Consider the following 20026-nt stretch of genomic DNA (forward strand, 5'->3'; position numbering starts at 1 on the left):
TCAACCATTCAAAAGGGAAGAGAAATCGTTGCGCCACAGTGGGCGGACATCCACCGGGCGGGGCAGCAAGCCGCTGTTGAAAAATGTATCGGCGACCTGCTGCTGGGTGTTCACGGCGGTGTCGTTGAAGGCCACCAGGCGCCCTGGTCGGCTGCGCCGTTCGGCCTGTTGCAGGTACAGCGCCTGATCGATCCCAGTCAGTGCCTGGCTACGCGCAGCCCAGGCTTGCGGGTGCTGTTGCACCCAGTCCCAAGTGGCCCGTTCGCGCAGCAGAAAGTCGCCGATGCGTGCCCTTCGTCCCGCGTCATCGAGCGCCTGGGCCGTGGTCGCGATCAGGTAATTGCTCGAGCCATAGCGACGGGTGTCGGGCAGCAAGCGTCCCTCCATGCCGGACTCGGCCTGCAAGGCACTGATACCGCCCACCACCACAGCATCTATGTGGCCGCTGCGAAACGCCGTGAGGGCGTCCTGCATGGGCATCGGCACCGGGGTGATGTCTTGCAGCGTCAGGCTGTTTTTCTGTAGCAGGTCGAGCAGGAAGAAATGATTGTTGGTGGCCCGCACGTAGCTGATGCTCTTGCCCTTGAGGTCGGCCACCTGGTGGATGGCGGACTGACGCTTGACCACCACGGCGGTGTCGTTGGCGTCCCCCTCGAACGAGGCGATCAGCGCCAGCGGCGAGCCTGCCGCCTGAGCGAACACCGGCGGTATCTCGCTCATGTAGGCGTAGTCGAGGTCGCCGCTGCGCAAGGCTTCGAGCACGATGTTGCCTCCGGCCGTGTCGACCCACTGTACCGGGTAAGGCGTCTGGTCCTGGCCGGCGAGGTCGAGAAACGACGCGGCCAGGCCCTTGTAGCGCCACACCCGCAGCGGGGGTTCGGCGGCCTGCAACGCCGGGGCGCCTAGCCAGCCGCCCGCGCACAGGGTGGCACCGACGCCGAGCAAGCGGCGTCGTGAGAAGTGCTGCATGGCGTGTCCTCAGTCCAGGAGGTCGGGTTCTTCGACGCGGATGCGGTCCCACAGCGGCAAGAAATTCAGCCAGCCAAAAAACTCGTGGCGCGCCTTGTTGCTCTCTGCTGGCGGATGGTCCAATGCCGGAATCACCGGCGCGCCCGCTGCGTGGGCCAGCAGATGGGCGCGGGCGGTGTCATCGGCAATGATGAAACGCCAGGCGGCGCTTTCCACCGACTCGCCGACCGTCCACAGGCCATGGTTCTGCCAGATCAACAGGCTGTTGTCGGCGAAGTGTTCGACGAAGGCCCGGCTGACCGTGTCGCGGTCTTGCTCAAGCCCGCCTTCGGCATTGCGCAGTTGATGACGAGGGAACAGCACCTGGTCGTTGTGGAAGGCCGCGGACTCCGCCGTGATGGGGTCGAACAGGCGCCCCAGCGACGACCACACCCGCCCATGAAAACCATGCAGATGGGCGATGCCGACGACCTCGGGCCGTGCGCGCTGCAGATCGTAGTGCAACTCCAGAGCGCTGGTGTTGAGCACGCCGTCACCCTCCACCACCTGCCCGTGACCATTGACCCGCAGCAGGTGCGACACGGATATCTGCGAGAACGGCACGCCCAGCGGATTGATCCAGTAGTGGTCCGGCTCCAGCGGATCGCGGGCGGTAAAGTGGCCGGCCACGCCAACTTCGAAACCGTAGCGGGCGAACAGCCGATAGGACGCCGCCAGCCGCTCCTTGCGGTGCTGGCGCTCTTGCAGGGGATCGCTATGACGAGGAATGCTGTGCAGGGTCAGACGATGGTTGTCGGACGGCAGCGTGTAGATGCTCTGGGGGAAACGGTGGCTCATGAACAGGCCCTCACAGATAGAAGGGGGATGGTTATCCTCCTCCGTGTGGGGGTCGGGGTGCCTGGCTTTGTAATAAGCCGGACACGACAATATTTGTATAAAAACGCCGTGTAAAATTCTTTTAATGCATAAGCTGATAATTAACAGATCTGATTATAAACCGTGCAAATGATGCGTAGATTGCATCTTCTCCCTTCGAGGTCGAATGGTAGCGTTACCAGCATAAAACCTGCGCTGCCGTGCTTTCGATAACGGTCGCTTATCCTGAATACCGCTAGAGAACCTGTGCTTTTAAACGTCATATCCGGCTATAAGGTTATGCATAAAGGGTATTTAGAAGTAATCCTTTAGAACCATATGCTTGGAATCGCCACTCCTTTATAGCGCTGTGTCCCTATGCCCTAGCGATTGTACAGAGCGGTGCGGATCGACAGGGTGCTGCACAGTCGACGATGAACTTCGCAGGGAACGCGCTTCACTATTTGTCTTGGAGCCTCCTTCATGAATGCCCGCAAAGTTTTATCGCTGCCCGCTGTATTCGGCTCAGCCTTGCTGTTGAGCGCTCTGTGCTCGTTCCCCGCACTGGCAGGGCTGCTGGAAAAGGGTCGGGCCGACGGCCTCACCGCCGGTATCGCCAACGAGCAGCCCTATGCCTACATCGGCACCGACGGCAAGGCCACCGGCGCCAACGTCGAGATATTGAAAGCCGTGCTGGCGCCGCTGGGCATCAACAAGATTGAAACGCCGATCACCGACTTCGGCTCACTGGTCCCTGGGCTCGCGGCCGGGCGCTTCGACCTGATCGGCGCCGGGCTGTTCATCAATCCGTCGCGCTGCAAGGTCATCGGTTACTCCAACCCGGTCACCCGCTCCGGCGGTGCGTTTATCGTCAAGGCCGGCAATCCGCTGAAGCTGCACAGCCTCAAGGACGTCGCCGCCAACGGCAAAGCGCGACTGGCCACCCAGCCTGGCAGCAATCAGGTACAGGAAGCCAAGGACAGCGGTATCGCCAGCGCCAATGTGGTGCTGTTCGACAAGGACACCGAGGCCCTGGCCGCCCTGCAGGCCGACCGCGTCGACGTGGTGTACTTTCCGGACGCCGAGATCATCAGCCTGGTGAAAAAGGCCAACAGCCCGACCATCGAGAGGGCGCTGCCGTATGAACAGATCCCCGACGCCCAAGGCAAACCCACCTGGAATTACCACGCCTACGGCCTGCCGAAAAACGACCCTGCATTCACCGCTGCCTTCAACGAGCAACTGGCCAAGCTGCGCGCTTCGGGCGAGCTGCTGAAGATCCTGCAGAAATACGGCTACACCGAGAACGAACTGCCGGACACCAGCGTGACCGCCGAGCAGCGCTGCAGCCTCTGACGCGGCAGTGACCTCGGATGCACAACGAGACCTCTCGATGCCTGCCCTGTACACGCCAAGCCGGGATGAAACCGGCTTTTCAGGCGAATGAATGCTGACCTTCACCCACCCAACACTGGCGGGCCTGGAGCTGATGTGATGGTTTTTGATCCTGCTGTTCTAGACACTGCCGGCTTCATTGCCCGGCAGTTGGCGTCGGGCGCGCTGTTGACCCTGAAAATCACCTTGCTGGCGCAGATCGTCGTGGTGGTGATGTCGTTCATCATTGCCCTGATGCGCCTGTCGCCCTGGCGAGCGCTCCGGTGGCTGGCCACGGTGTACGTCGAAATCCTGCGCGGTATTTCGGCGTTGGTATTGCTGTTTTATCTGTTCTTCATTCTTCCGCTATTCGGCATCAGGCTGTCGCCGATGACCACCGGGGTCATCGGCCTGGGCCTGACCTTCTCGGCCTATGGTTCGGAAATCGTGCGCTCGGCACTGGCCAACGTCAGCCGTGGCCAGCGCGACGCGGTGCGCGCCCTGGACTTCGATTCATTCACGGCGCTGCGGCGGATCATCCTGCCCCAGGCCCTGCCCTTCATGTTGCCGCCCATGGGCAATCAACTGGTCGAGCTGCTCAAGACCACCTCGCTGGTGTCGCTGATCAGCCTGAGCGACCTGACCTTTTCCGGCGCGCAGTTGATTACCACGCTGGGCCAGCAAACCTTGATCTGGTGCATCGTGCTGGTCTGTTATTTCCTCATGGCCTGGCCATTGAGCTGGCTGGTACGCCGCTATGAGCGGCACATGACCGCCTGGCGTCAGGAGTCGCCGCCATGAATTTCGATTACACCTTTGCCTGGTCGATCCTGCCGGATTTGCTTCAGGGTCTGCTCGTCACCTTGCAAGTCGTGGTGCTGGGATTTTTGCTGGCTGTGGTGGTGGGGCTGGTGCTGGCGATCGTTCAGCGCTCGAAAAGCGTATGGCTGCAGCGGCTGAGCGGCGCCTACCTGAGCTTCTTTCGCCACACGCCCTTGATGGTGCAGCTGTACGTGCTGTTTTTCGCGTTTCCGTTGATCGGTATCACCCTGCCGCCGATCTCCACGGGGGTGATCGGGCTGGGCCTCTATTACGGCGCGTATATCGCCGAAGCCTACCGCGGCGCCATCGAAGGAGTGCCCGCCGGGCAATGGGAAGCGGCACGGGCCCTGGATTTTGACACGGCCACGACCTGGCAGCGGATCATCCTGCCCCAGGCACTGAAACCGATGCTGCCCATCCTCGGCAATTACCTGATCGGCATGTTCAAGGAAACGCCCCTGCTGGCGGTCATCACCATCCCCGAGCTGTTCCAGGCAACCAAGCAGATCGCCGGCATGACCTATCGCTACAACGAGCCCTACACGGTCATGGCGTTGATGTTCCTGGCGATCAGCCTGCCCACTTCCCTGCTGTTCAAATTTCTCGAAAGGCGCCGTCATGTCTGATCTCGCACACGGCCTCCCTGGGGCACCGGCACAGATCCTGTTGAAGCAGGTGGTCAAGGACTTCGGCAAGACCCGGGTCATCGATCACCTCGACCTGAGCATTCCCCAGGGCCAGAAGGTCGCCCTGATCGGCCCCAGCGGCTCCGGCAAGTCTACGGTGCTGCGCCTGATCAAGGGCCTGGAAACCTATCAGCAAGGCAGCATCGAAGTGGCCGGTGCCGCAGTGCCCGCCGTGCGTTCAGGCTGGCGCTGGCCGTGGTCGGCCAGAGCCCCGGTGGTGCATCGGGTCGGCATGGTGTTTCAGCAGTTCAACCTGTTCCCGCACCTGACCGTGGAGGAAAACATCACAGAAGCACCCCTGCGGGTGTTGAAACTCAGCCAGGAAGAGGCGCAGCAGCGCGCCCATGAATACCTCGGCTTGGTAGGCCTGCAGCACAAGGCGGCGGCCTACCCCGGCCAGTTGTCCGGCGGTCAGCAGCAGCGTGTCGCTATTGCGCGCGCGCTGGCCATGCGTCCGCAAGTGATGTTGTTCGACGAGGTAACCTCCGCGCTGGACCCGGAGCTGGTGGGCGAAGTGCTGGCCGTGATCCGTGCCATCGCCCACGCACAAAACACCACGCTGTTGCTGGTCACCCATGAGATGAAGTTCGCCGAGGAAATCGCCGACCGGGTGCTGTTCATGGAAGGCGGCAGAATCCTGGCCGACGGCAGCGCCCGCGAGATTCTGGTCGAGCCTGCAGACGAAAGGACCCGGCGCTTCTTGAATCGTGTCGAGCAGCGCTGACTGCCCAGCCGTAAGGCACTGCGGCCTGGGCAGCGATCGCGTATCATCGCCGTTTGCCCACGCTGCGGATTTCATCATGACAAGTCAGTCACTCCCCTCTTCCACACGCCCCTGGACATTCTGGTGCAAGCCGGCGCTGTTCGTGCTGGTGGCCGTGATCGGCCTGTACTACGTGAAGTGGTCGCCGTATTACCTCAAGTCGTTCGTCGCGGCCGACAGCCACAGCATCGGTGGCTCGATCATCAACGATCACCCAGATTCGCCGCTGAGTGCCGCCCTCGCCTATGCCCAGGTGTATTTTCTGGCCATTTGGAAAGCCGCCGTGCTGGCGGTGATCCTCGGGTCGCTGGTGCAGGTGCTGATCCCCCGGGACTGGCTCCTGCGGGCGTTCGGCAAGGCCGGCTTCGGCTCGACGCTACGCGGTGGCCTGTTCGCCCTGCCGGGCATGATGTGCAGTTGCTGCGCAGCGCCGGTGGCGGCCGGGCTGCGCCGGCAGAACGTATCGGTGGGCGCGGCCCTGGCGTTCTGGATCGCCAATCCGGTGCTCAACCCTGCCACGCTGATTTTCATGGGCTTCGTGCTCGGCTGGCAGTTCACTGCCTTGCGCCTGGTGGCCGGTGTGGCGTTGGTGCTGGGCGTAGCGTTGTTTGCGCAGCGCATCTCGCGGCCAGAGGCCTTGCCGGATGCGGCGGTGGAGGCGGTTGAAGTGGCCAGCAATGTCGACACCGGCAGCCTGCTGACGCGCTGGATGCGCACGCTGTGGCAGCTGTTCTGGACCACCATCCCGATTTACGTGGTGGCGGTGCTGATTCTCGGCGCGGCGCGCGTCTGGCTGTTCCCCCACGTGGATGGCGCCATGGGCAACGGCTGGCTGTGGCTGGTGCCGCTGGCGATCGTCGGCACGCTGTTCGTGATTCCCACGGCGGCGGAAATCCCCATCGTGCAGACCCTCATGGGCCTGGGCCTGGGGACTGCACCCGCCGTGGCACTGTTGATGACGCTGCCCAGTGTCAGCCTGCCGTCGCTGTTGATGCTGCGTAAATCCTTCGACCGCCAGGTGCTGGTGGCCGTGGCGTTGCTGACCATGCTGGTGGGCATCGTCAGCGGCGCCGCCGGTGCGCTGTTGCTCTGACTTTTGGGCTTGAAACGCCGCCGAGTTCAGGCACGGCGGCGCTGTTGCAGGTACGCTCTGACCGCCGCGTGATCACCGGCAAACTCGATGCGCTTGGCCTTGCTGTCGCGCTGATAGGCGTACATCGGGTCGTAGTACTCGTTGAGCAGCACTTCGATCCACTGCCGATGAGCGTCCACCTGCCCACCGGCCAGTTGTACCGCCAGGGCATCGTCCATGATCGCCGCCAGGCGCTGGTAACGCTCGCCGCCCAGGCGTTTGAGGTTGCTTGCCAGGCTCTGGCGCAGGCGTTCGGCGAAGGCGTTGAAACCCTGCTCCACGCCATTGGCGGCGACGAACTCGGCGCACAGGTCGATCACGTAATCCTTGAGAATCCGCTCGACCCGCCGCTCGACGCTGTCCTGCAGCCACACCATCGGCGCGGCTTGCATCTGCCGGAACAGCGACAACGGCACGGCGCGGCTGCCGATGGCGCGCCCTTCATCCTCCAGCACCAGGAACTCCGCACCGCGGTGGCGCTTTTTGAGGATGTCCACTGCCAGGGCGTTTTCGAAATCGATCTGCGCGGGCTGACCGCTGACCCGTTTGCCGAAACTGGAGCCGCGATGGTTGGCGTGGCCTTCGAGGTCGAGGCTGTTGTTCAACTCGACCAGTACCTCGGTCTTGCCAGACCCGGTCAAGCCGCCGACGAGCACCAGCTCACATGACTGCGCCGCGTCTTCGACCGTGTCGAGCAAAAAGGTGCGCATTGCCTTGTAACCACCCAGCACCCGCGGGTACGGGATACCGGCGACATCCTTGAGCCACTGCTGAGTGATCTGCGAGCGCAGGCCGCCGCGAAAGCAATACAGATAGCCCTCGGGCTGACGCTGGACGAACTCGACCCAGGCCTCGATACGTGCCTGCTGGGTCGCGCCGGACACCAACCGGTGCCCCAACTCGATGGCGGCCTGCTGCCCCTGTTGCTTGTAGGCGGTGCCGACGGCCTCGCGCTCGGCGTCGTTCATCAGCGGCAGGTTGCGCGACTGGCTGAAGGCGCCCTTGGCGAATTCCACCGGCGCGCGAACATCCATCAGCGGGATGTCGTTCAAGAAGATATGCCGCAGATCGGCGCTGTTGTCGCGCATCAGAACACCTCGACGGCGTGTGTCTGTCGCTCGACCAGGGTGCCGATCGGTTGCAGGTCCAGGCCCAGCTCGGTGGCGGTCTGCAGGAACTGCGCCTGGCCTTCTGGCGTCACCGCTACGAGCAGGCCACCGCTGGTCTGCGGATCGCAGAGCAGGTGCTTTTGCCACTCGGTCAATGGGCCAATACGCCCACCGTAGCTGTCGAAGTTGCGCAGCGTGCCGCCTGGTATGCAGCCTTGCTCCAGGTAGTGATCGACGCTGGCCAGACGCGGTACGGCATCGGCCTGCAAGCGGGCGGTCAGCTGGCTGCCGTCGGCCATTTCCACCAGGTGGCCGAGCAGGCCGAAACCGGTGACGTCGGTCATCGCCGTGACTCCGGCCAGTTTGCCGAAGCGGCTGCCGGGCGTGTTGAGGGTGCACATCTGGTCGCGCGCCAGGCCGATGTCGGCGTCACGCAGCAGGCCCTTTTTCTCGGCGGTGGTGAGGATGCCGATGCCCAGAGGCTTGGTCAGGTACAGTGTGCAGCCAAGGGTGGCGGTGTCGTTGCGCTTCATGAAGCGCTTTTCTACCAGGCCGGTGACCGCCAGGCCGAAGATCGGCTCCGGGGCATCGATCGAGTGCCCGCCCGCCAGGGGGATGCCGGCGGCATCGCACACCGCGCGGCCACCGCGAATCACTTCGCGGGCGATCTCCGGTGCGAGCAGGTTGACCGGCCAGCCGAGAATGGCGATGGCCATGATCGGATCGCCGCCCATGGCGTAGATGTCGCTGATCGCGTTGGTGGCGGCAATGCGCCCGAAATCGTAAGGGTCGTCGACGATCGGCATGAAGAAGTCGGTGGTCGAGACCACGCCGCGCTCTTCATCGATGGCATACACCGCCGCGTCATCACGCGAAGCGTTGCCCACCCACAGGCGCGGGTCGAGGTTTTGTGCGCCGCTGCCGGCAAGGATCACTTCCAGCACCTGAGGCGAGATCTTGCAGCCGCAGCCGGCGCCGTGGCTGTACTGGGTCAAGCGGACGGGTTCGCTCATGGGATGCCCTTGTGTCTGTGAAGGGGCAGCAGTCTACCAGAGCGCGCGAGGCCCACGTGCGGGCCGCGACAGGGGCCAGCGGAGCAATAGAGCTATGCACATGCGATTTGGTTATTTCTGTTAGAGCCTTTATGTCAAATATGATCAGCGCATCGTTGCAACTATCCGCCCAGCAACTGTTGCCGGGCGAACAGCTCATCAGCCTGCAGACAGATCGAGGTCCCTGAGCATGACTGCTTCTTTGCAAGACGCCCGCCATTGCCCACTGCACACCGCGCGGGAGCTGGCCACCGAGTTCGCCCGCACCGCCGTTGAGCGTGACGAGCGTGGCGGCACCCCCAAAGCCGAACGCGATGCCCTGCGCGAGAGCGGCCTGCTGGCCCTGAGCATTCCGCGCCAGTTCGGCGGCCTGGGCGCAAGCTGGAGCGACACCTTCGAGGTGGTCCGCGAATTCGCCCGGGTCGATAGCTCGATTGCCCATGTGTTCGGCTTTCATCACCTGATGCTGGCCACCGTGCGCCTGTTCGGCAGCGCCGAGCAGTGGCAGCCGTGGTTTGAACTCACCGCCCGCAAGAACTGGTTCTGGGGCAACGCCCTCAATCCATTGGACACCCGCACCACGGTGCGCACCTTCGGCGGCTGGCGGGAATTCTCGGGCAAGAAGAGTTTTTGTTCCGGCGCCAGCGACTCGCAAATGCTCGTCGCCTCGGCGGTGGATGAAAGCGCGGGCGGCAAATTGTTGATCGGCGCGATCCCCACCGCGCGCACCGGCATCACCGTGCACGACGACTGGCAGAACATGGGCCAACGCCAGACCGAAAGCGGCAGCGCCACCTTCGAACGAGTGCGCGTCGAGGAATCCGACCTGCTCCTCGATCCCGGCCCGCTGAGCACCCCGTTCGCCTGCCTGCGGCCCCTGATCGCGCAACTGCACTTCGCCAATATCTTCCTCGGCATCGCCCAGGGCGCGTTCGCTGAAGCGCGCCAGTACACCCTCACCGAGACCCGCCCGTGGTTCAAGTCGGGCGCCTCGAACAGCGGCCAGGACCCATACGTCCTGGCGCACTTCGGCGATTTCTGGGTCAGTCTGGAGAGTGCCCGGCTGCTGGTCGAGCTGGCCGCGCAGCGCCTGGACCAGGCCTGGGCCAAGGGCGCCAGGCTGAGCGCCGACGAGCGCGGGCAACTGGCGGTGACCATCGCCACCGCCAAGGTCGCCGCCCAGCGCCACGGCCTCGAGCTGTGCAGCAAGGTGTTTGAAGTCACCGGCGCCCGCTCGACCCATGCATCCGTGGGCCTCGACCGCCACTGGCGCAACCTGCGCACCCAAAGCCTGCACGACCCGCTGGACTACAAACTTCACGAATTGGGTGACTGGGCATTGAACCAGAACCTGCCCACGCCCACGTTCTACTCATAGGGATGCCCATGCAGCTTCTGACCTTACCGCCCTCGCCCGCCTTGGCGACCTCCATCCGCGCCACTGCACAGGTGTTCGAGGACCCGAAATCCAAGGCCTTGCTCGCGCACCTGGAAAAGGTCGCGCCCAGCGAAGCCAGCGTACTGATCATCGGCCAGACCGGGACCGGCAAAGAACTGGTCGCCCGTCACATCCACAACTTGAGCGCGCGGCGCAATCGGCCGTTCGTGGCGGTCAACTGCGGGGCGTTCTCGGAATCGCTGGTGGAGGCCGAGCTGTTCGGCCACGAGAAAGGCGCCTTCACCGGCGCCCTGAGTGCCAAGGCCGGCTGGTTCGAAGAGGCCAACGGCGGCACCCTGTTCCTCGATGAAATCGGCGACCTGCCCATGGGCATCCAGGTCAAGCTGCTGCGCGTGCTGCAAGAGCGCGAAGTGGTGCGACTGGGCTCGCGCAAGAGCATCCCCATCGATGTCCGGGTGCTGGCGGCGACCAATGTGCAGCTGGAAAAAGCCATCAACGCCGGGCACTTTCGCGAGGACCTGTTCTATCGCCTGGACGTCGTCAACCTGGAGCTCAGCCCGTTGCGCGAACGGCCCGGCGATATCCTGCCGCTGATTCGCCACTTCATCGCCGCCTACAGCGCACGGCTCGGCTATGGCGAGATACGCCTGACACCGGATGCCGAGCGCAAGCTCACCAGCTACAGCTGGCCGGGCAATATCCGCGAGCTGGAAAACGTCATTCACCACACCTTGTTGGTGTGCCGCGAGGGGCTGATCCAGTGCGACGACTTGCGCCTGTCGAGCCTGCGCATCGAACGCCACGAAGACACTGCACCCAGCGATGACTCGGCCAAAGCCTTGCTGGAGCGGGCGTTCAAGAAGTTGTTCGAAGAACAGGCCGGCGCCCTCCATGAGAAAGTCGAAGATACCCTGCTGCGCGCGGCCTATCGCTTCTGCCATTACAACCAGGTGCACACCGCCAATATGCTTGGCCTGAGCCGCAACGTGACCCGTACACGGCTGATCAAGATTGGCGAACTGGCGGTCAACAAGCGCCGCCCGACCGAAAACGTGCAGGGCGAGCGCATGCTCAATCTGTCAATCTGAAGGCTCGGCCCCAGGCCTGTCACTTTAGAAGCCCTGTCACCCCGAGGCCCTCACTCCAGCGCTGCCAAGCGCGCCGCCAGCGCCTTGGCCTGCAGGGCGACATCGGTCACGGCAGTGCTTTCCCACCACATCCCGCGCAGCGGCGGGCCCATGGCGAACAGCCGCCGGGCGGCCAGCGCGGCCGCGTCGAGCACCGCCCCACCGCCGTCCGCGGCGATACCGAGGCCGAGGTTGCCCGGCGCAATCAAACCATCGCTCAGCAGTTGCCGAGGCAGGGGTTTATCGACGCGCCGCCAGTCGTATTCGATGCCGGTGGAGTTGATCAGTGCATCGCCTTCCACCACCGTGGTCTGCGTCTGCCCGCGATACCGCAGGCGAATGCGCTGCTTGCCGTCATCACTGGTCTCCAGCCCCTGCAAGGAGGCGGCGTGGATACTCAGGCGCCCCTCACTCAGCAAGCGTTCGAGCAGCGCGTTGCCCTGGGGTGGCGAGCGATGGTGATGGCTTTCCCACCACGGCCGCACATGGCGCACGAACTGGCGGCGCTGCCCATCGCTGGCCTGGCTCCACAGCCGCGCGATATGCACCCGCACGGTGTCCAGTGGCGCTTGCCAGTCGATGCCTGCTTGCGCAGCCAGATGGCATTGGCGACGCAGTTCGCGCAGCAGTTGCAGCGGGCTGCGAATCTCGGGGGCCAGGCTGAGGAAGTCTTCCCAGGCCGGCGGTTGACGACGCACCTGCGGCAGCAGGCCGTGGCGCGAGAACACCTCGATCGGCCCGCGGTGGCCGGCCTGGTCCAGCGACACCAAGGCGTCGATCATGGTCAGCCCGGAGCCGATGATCAGCACGCGGGCGCGCTTGTCGAGGCGGCGCATCTGCTCGACGTTCCACGGCCCCAGCGCCACGGCATTGAGGCCGCTGGACTGGCGCTGGGCGGTATGCGCCGCCGCGAACATGCCGGTGGCCAATACTGCCGCCGCGCCGCGCCAGCGCTCACCGCCGCGCAGCGTCAAGGTCACGCCCTGCGCGTCGGTCTGCAGGTCGACGGCTTCGTCGCGCACGTGGCGCAGGCTCGAGCCGCGGGCCTGGGCGAGGGCCAATGCCTCGCTCAGACGTTGCTGGGCATACACCCCGAACAGCCCGCGCGGGGGAAACAAATGGGCGACGGTGACATCCTGCTCTGCGGCCTCGGGCCAGCCACCGGCGTCGATATGTGCCTGCAGCCAGCGAGTCAGGTCGTCGGCGTCATCGGGATCGACGCTCATGCGCGCCGCATTGCCATTGAGGGTATGACCCAGCTGCGTCGCGCTGTAGGCCTCGCCCCGGCCCAGTTCGGCGCGTGGTTCGAATACCACGATGTGCCGCGCCCCAGGCAGGCGCAGCAACTGCATGGCCAACAAGGTGCCGCTCAGGCCACCCCCAACAATCAGCACATCGGCCTCGCGGATGGCCGGGGTGGCCTGTCCGCCTTGTGGCTCGCTCATGGTTCACTCACTCTCGGATGGATTCAACGTTTGCCCAGGTAGATGTCTTGCAAGTCGCCACGCGCCAGCAGGTCATCCGCCGAGCCAGCAGCGGCCACTCGGCCAGTATCCAGCACATAGGCCCGGGAAGCATATTTGAGCGCGACATTGATATTCTGCTCGGCGATCAGAAAACTCACCTGCTGATCACGGTTCAGCTGCGCGACGATCTCGAAAATTTCCTGGACGATGATCGGCGCCAGGCCCATCGAAGGCTCGTCGAGCAATACCAAAGTAGGCCGGGTCATCAACGCCCGGCCAATCGCGACCATCTGTTGTTCGCCACCGGACGTCAATCCGGCCTGGGTCTTGCGTTTGGTCTTGAGCCGCGGGAACCAGGCGTAAATGCGCTCCAGATCCTCTTCCATGCGCTGGCGCGACAGGCGCCGCACGAAACCGCCGCTGCGCAGGTTGTCCTCGACGGTCAACTGGCCGAACACGTGTCGGCCCTCCAGCACGTGCACCATGCCCTGGCGCACCCGCTCGCTGGGCGATAACGGCGCGGCAGCACCGAGAAACTCGATGCTGCCGCGGGTGACCCGCGCGCGCTCTGCACGGACCAGCCCGGAGATGGCCTTCAGCGTGGTGCTTTTGCCGGCGCCGTTGGCCCCCAGCAGCGCGACGATGGCGCCACGGGGGACCTCCAGCGTGACCCCGGCGATGGCCAGGATCGAAGCATCGTAAATGACCTCGATATCATCGACGCGCAGGATGCTGTCGGCCTGTTCGGCGCCGGGTGGTGGGCGCGAAGCAGGCGTCGCGGCGGGGTCACTGGTCATGGCTGCAGTCTCTGGGCACGATGTTTTTCTCTTTGGCGAATGCCGCGGATTTTTCGTCGATCAACGGGCGCAACAGGGCTCGATCGGCGGCGATCCAGTCGCTGACCAGGGTCCATTGACTGCCGTCCCATTGCTGGACCCGCGCCGCGCCACCGCCTTCGTGGTCCGAGCACGACAGCGTCAGGTTTTGCATCAAGCCCAGGTAGCCCATGGCTTTGAGCCGGGCGTCATCGATGTGCAAATGCTCCAGCCCCCAGCGCCCTTCCTCGCCAGTAAGCGGGCGATGGCCGAACTTGGCCTGGCCGGCGCGTATCGCTTCAACCGCCACGGCGGCGTTCACCAACCCTGAGTTGTAGTACACGCTGCCGAAATTGCGCTGGTCCTTGAGGTCGCTCTTGCCCTGATCGAGGATGTACTGCTTGAGGCGCTTGTGAATCTCGAAATCGCTGCCGGCCGGGTACGGCGTCAGGGCCAGGTAGCCTTTGGCGGCGGCACCTGCGGGCAACACGTCTTCACTGGAACTGGCCCAGATATCACCGACGATATGGTCCACCGGAAAACCGAAGCGCGCGGCGGTCTTCACCGCCACCGGGGTCGACACCCCCCAGGTGCGCAGGAACACCCAGTCAGGCTGCAACTGGTGGATCTGCCGCCACTGGGCAGACTGCTCGCTGCCAGGGTCGGCGACTGGAATCTGGATATTCTCGAAACCGTACTTCTCGGCCAGCAACTTCATCGGCCCGAGGGTTTCGCGGCCATAGGCTGAATCGTGGTAGACGGTGGCGATCTTCTTGCCCTTGAGCTTGTCGAGGCCGCCTTCGCGTTCAGCGACGAAGTTCACGAATGCCGAAGCCTCGCTGTAGAAGGTCAGCATCACCGGGAAGTTGTACGGGAACACGCGCCCGTCGGTGGCCTCGGTACGCCCGTAGCCCATGGTGATCAGCGGGATCTTGTCGACCTCGGCGCGCTCGCTCAAGGCGTAGGCTGCCGGCGCACCATTGGGCTGGTAGACCGCCACAGGCGCGCCGTCCTGGCCATTCTTGAAGCGCTCGTAGCACTCGATGCCCTTCTCGGCGGTCCACTCGGTCTCGCACTCCTGCCAGACCAGCTTGACGCCGTTGATGCCGCCTTCGACCTCGTTGATGTAGCGCAGGTAATCGATCATCCCGGCCCAGATCTGCACGCCACTGGAGGCGTAGGCTCCAACCCGATAATTGGCCAACGGGAAGAACTGCTGGTCGGCGGCGGCCTGTACCGTGGGCGCCAGCGCCATCAGACCCAGGCCGAGGCTCATCCCCAGACCTATACCCATGCCCAGCAGTGAACGCTTGAATGTGTTTCGCATGAAATGACTCGTCCTCACATGAACATCAGAAACGCAGCGGCCATCGGGCCAGCCGCTCCTGGGCGTTTTTCAACAGGCGAATCAGGCCTTCGGGCTCCTTGATCAGGAACACGATGATCAGCACGCCAAAAATGATTTTTTGCAGGTTCTGCAATTGCCCCGCGTCCACCGCACCGCCGAACAGCGCCTGGCCGGCGTGGTCGAGGAAGATCGGCAGCAGGCAGATAAAGGCCGCGCCGACGAAGTTGCCGGCGATGCTGCCCATGCCGCCGATAATGATGATGAACAGAATCTGGAACGAGCGATTGATGTCGAAACTGCCGGCGCTGGCCGTGCCCAGATAGGCGAACGCCCACAGCGCGCCAGCGATGCCCAGGTAGAACGAACTGATGGCGAAGGCCAGGTGCTTGTAACGCACCACGTCGATGCCGACCACTGCAGCGGCGGTATCCATGTCGCGAATGGCCATCCAGTTGCGGCCTACCTGGCTCTTGACCAGATTCACCGCAACCCAGGTCAGGATCACCACGGTGACCAGGGTCAGCAGGTAGCGATCCACCGGGTTGTTGAGGTCGTGACCGAGCAGCGTCAGGTGCGGTGCAGAAATGGTCCCCGAGGCGCCGTTGTTGTAGAACCACGGAAACTTGACGAACAGCCACTCCAGAAAAAACTGCGCCGCCAAGGTGGTGACCATCAGGTAGAAACCCTTGATCCGCGAACTGGGCAAGCCGAATAACCAGCCCACCAGCGCGCTGATCACGCCGGCGCCGAGCAGCGACAACGGCAGCCCCAATTCAGGTACGCGCAGCAGCAAGCCATAGGTGGCGAAGGCGCCCACCGCCATGAACCCCGCAGCGCCGACCGAGGTCTGCCCGGTGTAGCCGGTCAGCAGGTTCAGGCCCAGCCCGGCCAGGGACAACACCAGAAACGGAATGAAGATCGCATTCAGCCAGTAATCGTTGCCCAGCCCAGGCACCGCAGCAAAGGCGATCAGCAACACGCCCAGCAACGCCCAGGGCACCTTGCGTTTGTGTAGGCGCAGCGGCGCGATGACCGGCTCTAGGGGCAGGCTGTAAGAGGTTTTGCTCATGTCAGACGCGCTCGATGGCCCGCTCGCCGAACAGGCCGGCGGGACGGATATAGAGGAATGCCAAGGCCAGCACATAGGCGAACCATGGGGTGATGCCGCCACCAATCAGCGGGCAGATATAGACCTCGGCGAGGTTTTCCGCAGCGCCGACGATCAGGCCGCCGACGATCGCTCCGCCTATCGAGGTGAACCCACCGATGATCAGCACCGGCAGGGCCTTGAGTACCACCAGCGACAGCGAAAACTGCACGCCCTGGCGAGCCCCCCACAGCAGCCCGGCGAACAGCCCGACCACCCCGGCCACGGACCAGACGATCTGCCACACGCGATTGAGGTTGATACCGATGGACAAGGCCGCCGTGGTGTCGTCGGCCACTGCGCGCAGAGAGATGCCGATGCGGGTCTTGTTGAACAGCAACGCCAGGACCACCACCAGCACCACCGCCGCGCCAGCCGCGATCAGGTCGAACTGGCTGACCATGATGCCGCCGATGAACAGCGGCACATCGTCGATACCCAGGTCCAGCGCCCGTACCTGCGCGCCCATCAACCCCTGGGCCAGGCCCTCGATGACAAACGACAGGCCCAGCGTGGCCATGAACAGGGTGATCTGCGAGCGGTTGACCAGCGGGCGCAGCACCAGGCGCTCGATGAGCAGCGCGCCAACGATCATCACCAGCACCGTCAGCAACAGCGCCAAGGCAAAGGGCACGCCCTGGTCATGCAGGCTGACGAACGTCAGTGCCGCGAACAGCAGCATCGAGCCCTGAGCGAAATTGAACACGCCACTGGCCTTGTAGATCAGCACGAAGCCGATCGCCACCAACGAATACAAGGTCCCGGCCAGCAAGCCGCCGATCAGGGTTTCCAGAAACGCCATCAATGTCCCACCCCCAGGTAAGCCGAAATCACTTGCGGATTGGCCTGCACTTCGGCCGGTGTGCCATCGCCCACCTTGCGCCCGTAGTCGAGCACCACAACGTGATCGGACAGGTCCATGACCACCGCCATGTCGTGCTCGATCAGCACCACCGTGGTCCCCAGCGAGCGATTGATATCGGCGATATAACCGGCCATTTCCTGTTTCTCTTCGGCGTTCATCCCCGCCATCGGCTCGTCGAGCAACAACAGCGCGGGCGCGGCGATCAACGCGCGGCCCAGTTCGACGCGCTTTTGCAGCCCGTAGGAGAGGTTGCCGACCAGCACGTCGCGTTGCGCCTGCAGGTCGAGAAACCCGAGGATGCCTTCGGCCTTGGCCCGAGACTGCTCGGCCTCGCGTCGCGCGCTCGGCCACTGCAAGGCCTGGGCGAGAAAATGACTGCGGGTGTGACGCGACAGCCCGGTCAGGATGTTGTCGATGACGCTCATCTTCTTGAACAGCGCGTTGTTCTGAAAGGTCCGCCCAATGCCCTGGCGGGCGGCGCTCAAGGGATCGATCTGGCGAAACCCGCGGCCTTCGAAGATGATTTCGCCGGCATCGAAGCTGTATACGCCGTTGAGGATGTTGAGCAGCGAGCTTTTGCCCGCGCCGTTAGGGCCGATCAGGGCGCAGATTTCGCCGCGGCGCACCTCGAAAGAGAAGTCATTGATGGCCTTGACGCCCTTGAACGCCAGAGAGATGCCGCGCACTTGCAGGATGTTTTCTGCTGGCTGGCTCATGCGACGTCCTTGCCGGATTCGAGGGTCCAGGGGTGATGCGCTTGCGTGTGGTTGGGTGCCTGCCAGATCGAACGCAGGTTTTCGAAACCCAGCAGGCGTTGCACGCGTTGTTTCAACAACCGGCGCAGGCCGCGTCGGGGCTGCTCGATGGTCCAGTCGCAGAGCCTTCGGCGCCAGCTGCCAGGGGGCGGCAGGCGGGCTTCGATCTCCTGCGCCAGCACCTGCAATCGCGCACTCGACAGCAGCAGTCCGGTTGGCACCACTGCCCGCCGATCACGGGACGCCGAACCTGGGCTCTCGGGAAACGCCAAGGCCTGGCCGCTGCTCAGCCACTGGCCGAGAATCACCTCCAGGCCGGCTTCCCAGTCGGTGCCCTCTTCCACCCAGAGCAACGTCGCGTCGCTGCCGGCGGGAAGGCTGAACAACGCCGTCGGCGATGGCCGCTCACCCAGCAAGCGGCCGATGCCGAGCACCGGCAACGGGCCGCTGTCGACCAGCGGCGGCTGTGCGGCAATCAACAAGCGCAGGCCCGCGACCCGCTCGTGGCAACCCTGCCAGTGGGGCAGATCGCGGCGATCCTGGACAAAACCGTGAGTCGGCCGCAGTGCCTGCAGCTGCGCCGCCAGTGCGGCGCTCGAGGCTGGCCGCGGTACCCCCACCACCGTGCCGCCGCTGGCCTGGGCCGCCAGGCTCAACAACAGCAGATCGGTCTCGTAGGCGCCGCTCACGGCCAGCCGGGAACGCTCGCTGAAGCCCTGCTGGCGCAGCCCCGCCGCCAATTGCTCTACTTCGCGCAGCACATCGATCCAGCGCCAGGCGTACCACTCGCCCTGACGTCGATGGCGCAAGGCGATCTGCAAGGGTGCCGCCTGCGCCCAATGGGTCAGGCGCTGGGCGGTGGGTGACGGCTCGGGCGACGTCGCCGACGGTACCGCCCGCAGCCGTAATTCATGCAAGGTCATGGCGTCATCCTTTTCATCAAGCGCGATCCTTTTGCCGCGTGCGCTGCCACTCGGCCAGGTTGCGATACGCCGCGCCCGGGTGCCCGGCCGCCAGGCGCGGCCCGTCGCCGAACAATTTTTCGCGCAGAGTGCCTGGCGCATAGTCCTTCTTGTACACACCGCGCTTCTGCAACTCGGGCACCAGCATCTCAACGGCGTCGGTGAAGGTTTCGTGAGTGACCGCATAGGCAAGGTTGAAGCCGTCCACGTCGGTGTCGGCGACCCATTCCTCAAGCAAGTCGGCCACGGTTTGCGGACCGCCGACGAACAGCGGACCAAAGCCACCGATACCGACCCACTTGGCCAGTTCGTTGGGCGTCCAGACCGTGTTCGGATCCGCCGTGGAGAAGGTCTCGACCGCCGATTGAATGGCATTGGTGTGCACATGCTTGAGCGGTTCGTCGGGTTTGAACTGACTGAAATCGATGCCCGTCCAGCCCGAAATCAACGCCATGGCGCCTTCGTAGCTGACCCAGCTTTTGTACTCTTCGAACTTGGCCTTGGCCTTGGCATCGGTTTCGCCCAGGATCACCGTCTGCAGGTTGAAGATGAGGACCTTCGCCGGATCACGGCCGGCTTCAGCGGCGCGGCGGCGGATATCGGCCACGGTTTTTTTCAACAGCACCTTGGAGGGCGCGGCGACGAACACGCACTCGGCCTGCTCGGCGGCGAACTGCTTGCCGCGGCTCGAGGCGCCGGCCTGATAAAGCACCGGAGTGCGCTGCGGCGAGGGTTCGCACAAGTGAATACCCGGCACCTGGAAGTGTTTGCCGAAGTGCTGAATCTCGTGGATCTTGCTCGGATCGCTGAAAATCCGCCGCTCGCGGTCACGCAGGATGGCGCCCTCTTCCCAGCTGCCCTCCCAGAGTTTGTAGCAAACCTCGAGGTATTCTTCGGCGTAGTCATAGCGCGCGTCGTGCTCGGTCTGGGCTTGCTGGCCCATGTTCTTGGCGCCGCTTTCGAGGTACGAGGTAACGATGTTCCAGCCCGCACGGCCTTTGGTCAGGTGATCGAGGGTCGAGAGGCGCCGGGCGAATGGATACGGATGCTCGAATGACAGCGAAGCCGTCAGGCCGAAGCCCAGATGCTCGGTGACCAAAGCCATGGGCGTGATCAGTTGCAGCGGATCGTTGACCGGCACCTGGGTGGCTTGACGAATCGCGGCGTCGCCGTTGCCCCGGTAGACGTCATAGATGCCGAGCACGTCGGCAATGAACAAGCCGTCGAACTTGCCGCGCTCGAGGATTTTCGCCAGGTCGGTCCAGTATTCCAGGTCCTTGTACTGCCACGAGCGGTCGCGCGGATGCGCCCAGAGCCCGGGCGACTGGTGGCCGACGCAGTTCATGTCGAAAGCGTTGAGACGAATTTCACGGGACATCG

19 protein-coding genes are annotated in these 20026 nt (G+C 64.0%); 7 read left to right on the forward strand and 12 right to left on the reverse strand.

From position 1 onward, the window contains the following. Entirely contained in the window at nt 1-969 is a 969-nt protein-coding gene (locus tag REH34_RS03350; RefSeq protein WP_226504821.1) for an ABC transporter substrate-binding protein, read from the reverse strand. A 9-nt stretch (nt 970-978) separates the two neighbouring features. Beyond that, entirely contained in the window at nt 979-1806 is an 828-nt protein-coding gene (locus REH34_RS03355; RefSeq protein WP_226504822.1) for a class II aldolase/adducin family protein, read from the reverse strand. Between the two features lie 501 nt (nt 1807-2307). On the opposite strand from REH34_RS03355, the gene ehuB reads away from it, so the two are divergent. From ehuB to REH34_RS03380, 5 genes are all read left to right on the forward strand, one after another. Continuing rightward, the gene (ehuB, locus tag REH34_RS03360) at nt 2308-3180 is read left to right on the forward strand and encodes an ectoine/hydroxyectoine ABC transporter substrate-binding protein EhuB (protein ID WP_226504823.1); all 873 of its coding nucleotides are present in this window, start codon (nt 2308-2310) and stop codon (nt 3178-3180) included. A 138-nt stretch (nt 3181-3318) separates the two neighbouring features. Continuing rightward, a complete protein-coding gene (ehuC, locus tag REH34_RS03365; protein ID WP_226504824.1) occupies nt 3319-3999 on the forward strand; it encodes an ectoine/hydroxyectoine ABC transporter permease subunit EhuC in 681 nt (226 codons plus the stop codon). Continuing rightward, a complete protein-coding gene (gene ehuD, locus REH34_RS03370) occupies nt 3996-4646 on the forward strand; it encodes an ectoine/hydroxyectoine ABC transporter permease subunit EhuD (protein ID WP_311970754.1) in 651 nt (216 codons plus the stop codon). Before ehuC ends, ehuD begins: the two co-directional genes overlap by 4 nt. Further along, nucleotides 4639-5430 carry an amino acid ABC transporter ATP-binding protein gene (locus REH34_RS03375; RefSeq protein ID WP_311970755.1) on the forward strand — a complete coding sequence of 264 codons (792 nt, stop codon included), beginning with the start codon at nt 4639-4641 and terminating at the stop codon, nt 5428-5430. The genes ehuD and REH34_RS03375 overlap by 8 nt, the downstream gene beginning before the upstream one ends. Nucleotides 5431-5506: 76 nt before the next feature. After that, nucleotides 5507-6562, forward strand: a complete 1056-nt coding sequence (locus REH34_RS03380) for a permease (RefSeq protein WP_311970756.1) — start codon at nt 5507-5509, stop codon at nt 6560-6562. A 26-nt stretch (nt 6563-6588) separates the two neighbouring features. On the opposite strand, the gene mnmH is transcribed toward REH34_RS03380, so the two are convergent. After that, complete coding sequence (mnmH, locus tag REH34_RS03385) at nt 6589-7689, reverse strand: tRNA 2-selenouridine(34) synthase MnmH (RefSeq protein ID WP_311970757.1); 1101 nt, start codon at nt 7687-7689, stop codon at nt 6589-6591. Continuing rightward, nucleotides 7689-8723, reverse strand: coding sequence for a selenide, water dikinase SelD (gene selD / locus REH34_RS03390; RefSeq protein WP_226504829.1), 1035 nt, complete (start codon nt 8721-8723; stop codon nt 7689-7691). The genes mnmH and selD overlap by 1 nt, the downstream gene beginning before the upstream one ends. Nucleotides 8724-8952: 229 nt before the next feature. Between selD and REH34_RS03395 the strand changes: the two genes are divergently transcribed. Beyond that, nucleotides 8953-10140 carry an acyl-CoA dehydrogenase family protein gene (locus REH34_RS03395; protein ID WP_311970758.1) on the forward strand — a complete coding sequence of 396 codons (1188 nt, stop codon included), beginning with the start codon at nt 8953-8955 and terminating at the stop codon, nt 10138-10140. Nucleotides 10141-10142: 2 nt separating this feature from the next. Continuing rightward, on the forward strand, nt 10143-11249 hold the full coding sequence (locus tag REH34_RS03400) for a sigma-54 interaction domain-containing protein (RefSeq protein WP_409373239.1): 1107 nt from the start codon (nt 10143-10145) through the stop codon (nt 11247-11249). Between the two features lie 50 nt (nt 11250-11299). Here the strand turns inward: REH34_RS03400 and REH34_RS03405 are convergent, their stop codons facing one another. The 8 genes from REH34_RS03405 to REH34_RS03440 are packed head-to-tail and all read right to left on the reverse strand — an operon-like array spanning nt 11300 to nt 20024. After that, nucleotides 11300-12733 (reverse strand): FAD/NAD(P)-binding protein, encoded by a 1434-nt coding sequence (locus tag REH34_RS03405; RefSeq protein WP_311970760.1) that lies wholly within the window; start codon nt 12731-12733, stop codon nt 11300-11302. 23 nt (nt 12734-12756) lie between these two features. Further along, nucleotides 12757-13551 carry an ABC transporter ATP-binding protein gene (locus tag REH34_RS03410; RefSeq protein ID WP_311970761.1) on the reverse strand — a complete coding sequence of 265 codons (795 nt, stop codon included), beginning with the start codon at nt 13549-13551 and terminating at the stop codon, nt 12757-12759. After that, nucleotides 13541-14896: an ABC transporter substrate-binding protein gene (locus tag REH34_RS03415; protein WP_311970762.1), complete on the reverse strand. Its 1356-nt coding sequence runs from the start codon at nt 14894-14896 to the stop codon at nt 13541-13543. Before REH34_RS03415 ends, REH34_RS03410 begins: the two co-directional genes overlap by 11 nt. Before the next feature lie 25 nt (nt 14897-14921). Further along, nucleotides 14922-15986 carry a branched-chain amino acid ABC transporter permease gene (locus REH34_RS03420; RefSeq protein WP_311970763.1) on the reverse strand — a complete coding sequence of 355 codons (1065 nt, stop codon included), beginning with the start codon at nt 15984-15986 and terminating at the stop codon, nt 14922-14924. Nucleotide 15987: 1 nt separating this feature from the next. Continuing rightward, nucleotides 15988-16869 carry a branched-chain amino acid ABC transporter permease gene (locus REH34_RS03425; protein ID WP_311970764.1) on the reverse strand — a complete coding sequence of 294 codons (882 nt, stop codon included), beginning with the start codon at nt 16867-16869 and terminating at the stop codon, nt 15988-15990. Beyond that, nucleotides 16866-17645 (reverse strand): ABC transporter ATP-binding protein, encoded by a 780-nt coding sequence (locus tag REH34_RS03430; protein ID WP_311970765.1) that lies wholly within the window; start codon nt 17643-17645, stop codon nt 16866-16868. Before REH34_RS03430 ends, REH34_RS03425 begins: the two co-directional genes overlap by 4 nt. Next, on the reverse strand, nt 17642-18607 hold the full coding sequence (locus REH34_RS03435; protein ID WP_311970766.1) for an acyl-CoA synthetase: 966 nt from the start codon (nt 18605-18607) through the stop codon (nt 17642-17644). Before REH34_RS03435 ends, REH34_RS03430 begins: the two co-directional genes overlap by 4 nt. A gap of 16 nt (nt 18608-18623) precedes the next feature. After that, the gene (locus REH34_RS03440) at nt 18624-20024 is read right to left on the reverse strand and encodes an LLM class flavin-dependent oxidoreductase (protein ID WP_311970767.1); all 1401 of its coding nucleotides are present in this window, start codon (nt 20022-20024) and stop codon (nt 18624-18626) included. Nucleotides 20025-20026: the final 2 nt, after the last annotated feature.

Origin of the sequence: Pseudomonas baltica (assembly GCF_031880315.1) — a bacterium.
Classification (GTDB): domain Bacteria; phylum Pseudomonadota; class Gammaproteobacteria; order Pseudomonadales; family Pseudomonadaceae; genus Aquipseudomonas.

What these genes read in the sequence shown, in the direction of transcription:
- ehuC (WP_226504824.1), top strand. Translation starts at nt 3,319, where the DNA reads ATGGTTTTTGATCCTGCTGTTCTAGACACTGCCGGCTTCATTGCCCGG.
- REH34_RS03415 (WP_311970762.1), bottom strand. Translation starts at nt 14,896, where the DNA reads ATGCGAAACACATTCAAGCGTTCACTGCTGGGCATGGGTATAGGTCTG.
- REH34_RS03440 (WP_311970767.1), bottom strand. Translation starts at nt 20,024, where the DNA reads ATGTCCCGTGAAATTCGTCTCAACGCTTTCGACATGAACTGCGTCGGC.
- mnmH (WP_311970757.1), bottom strand. Translation starts at nt 7,689, where the DNA reads ATGCGCGACAACAGCGCCGATCTGCGGCATATCTTCTTGAACGACATC.
- REH34_RS03430 (WP_311970765.1), bottom strand. Translation starts at nt 17,645, where the DNA reads ATGAGCCAGCCAGCAGAAAACATCCTGCAAGTGCGCGGCATCTCTCTG.
- REH34_RS03435 (WP_311970766.1), bottom strand. Translation starts at nt 18,607, where the DNA reads ATGACCTTGCATGAATTACGGCTGCGGGCGGTACCGTCGGCGACGTCG.
- REH34_RS03400 (WP_409373239.1), top strand. Translation starts at nt 10,143, where the DNA reads ATGCCCATGCAGCTTCTGACCTTACCGCCCTCGCCCGCCTTGGCGACC.
- ehuD (WP_311970754.1), top strand. Translation starts at nt 3,996, where the DNA reads ATGAATTTCGATTACACCTTTGCCTGGTCGATCCTGCCGGATTTGCTT.
- REH34_RS03395 (WP_311970758.1), top strand. Translation starts at nt 8,953, where the DNA reads ATGACTGCTTCTTTGCAAGACGCCCGCCATTGCCCACTGCACACCGCG.
- ehuB (WP_226504823.1), top strand. Translation starts at nt 2,308, where the DNA reads ATGAATGCCCGCAAAGTTTTATCGCTGCCCGCTGTATTCGGCTCAGCC.
- REH34_RS03355 (WP_226504822.1), bottom strand. Translation starts at nt 1,806, where the DNA reads ATGAGCCACCGTTTCCCCCAGAGCATCTACACGCTGCCGTCCGACAAC.
- REH34_RS03405 (WP_311970760.1), bottom strand. Translation starts at nt 12,733, where the DNA reads ATGAGCGAGCCACAAGGCGGACAGGCCACCCCGGCCATCCGCGAGGCC.
- REH34_RS03420 (WP_311970763.1), bottom strand. Translation starts at nt 15,986, where the DNA reads ATGAGCAAAACCTCTTACAGCCTGCCCCTAGAGCCGGTCATCGCGCCG.
- selD (WP_226504829.1), bottom strand. Translation starts at nt 8,723, where the DNA reads ATGAGCGAACCCGTCCGCTTGACCCAGTACAGCCACGGCGCCGGCTGC.
- REH34_RS03410 (WP_311970761.1), bottom strand. Translation starts at nt 13,551, where the DNA reads ATGACCAGTGACCCCGCCGCGACGCCTGCTTCGCGCCCACCACCCGGC.
- REH34_RS03380 (WP_311970756.1), top strand. Translation starts at nt 5,507, where the DNA reads ATGACAAGTCAGTCACTCCCCTCTTCCACACGCCCCTGGACATTCTGG.
- REH34_RS03375 (WP_311970755.1), top strand. Translation starts at nt 4,639, where the DNA reads ATGTCTGATCTCGCACACGGCCTCCCTGGGGCACCGGCACAGATCCTG.
- REH34_RS03350 (WP_226504821.1), bottom strand. Translation starts at nt 969, where the DNA reads ATGCAGCACTTCTCACGACGCCGCTTGCTCGGCGTCGGTGCCACCCTG.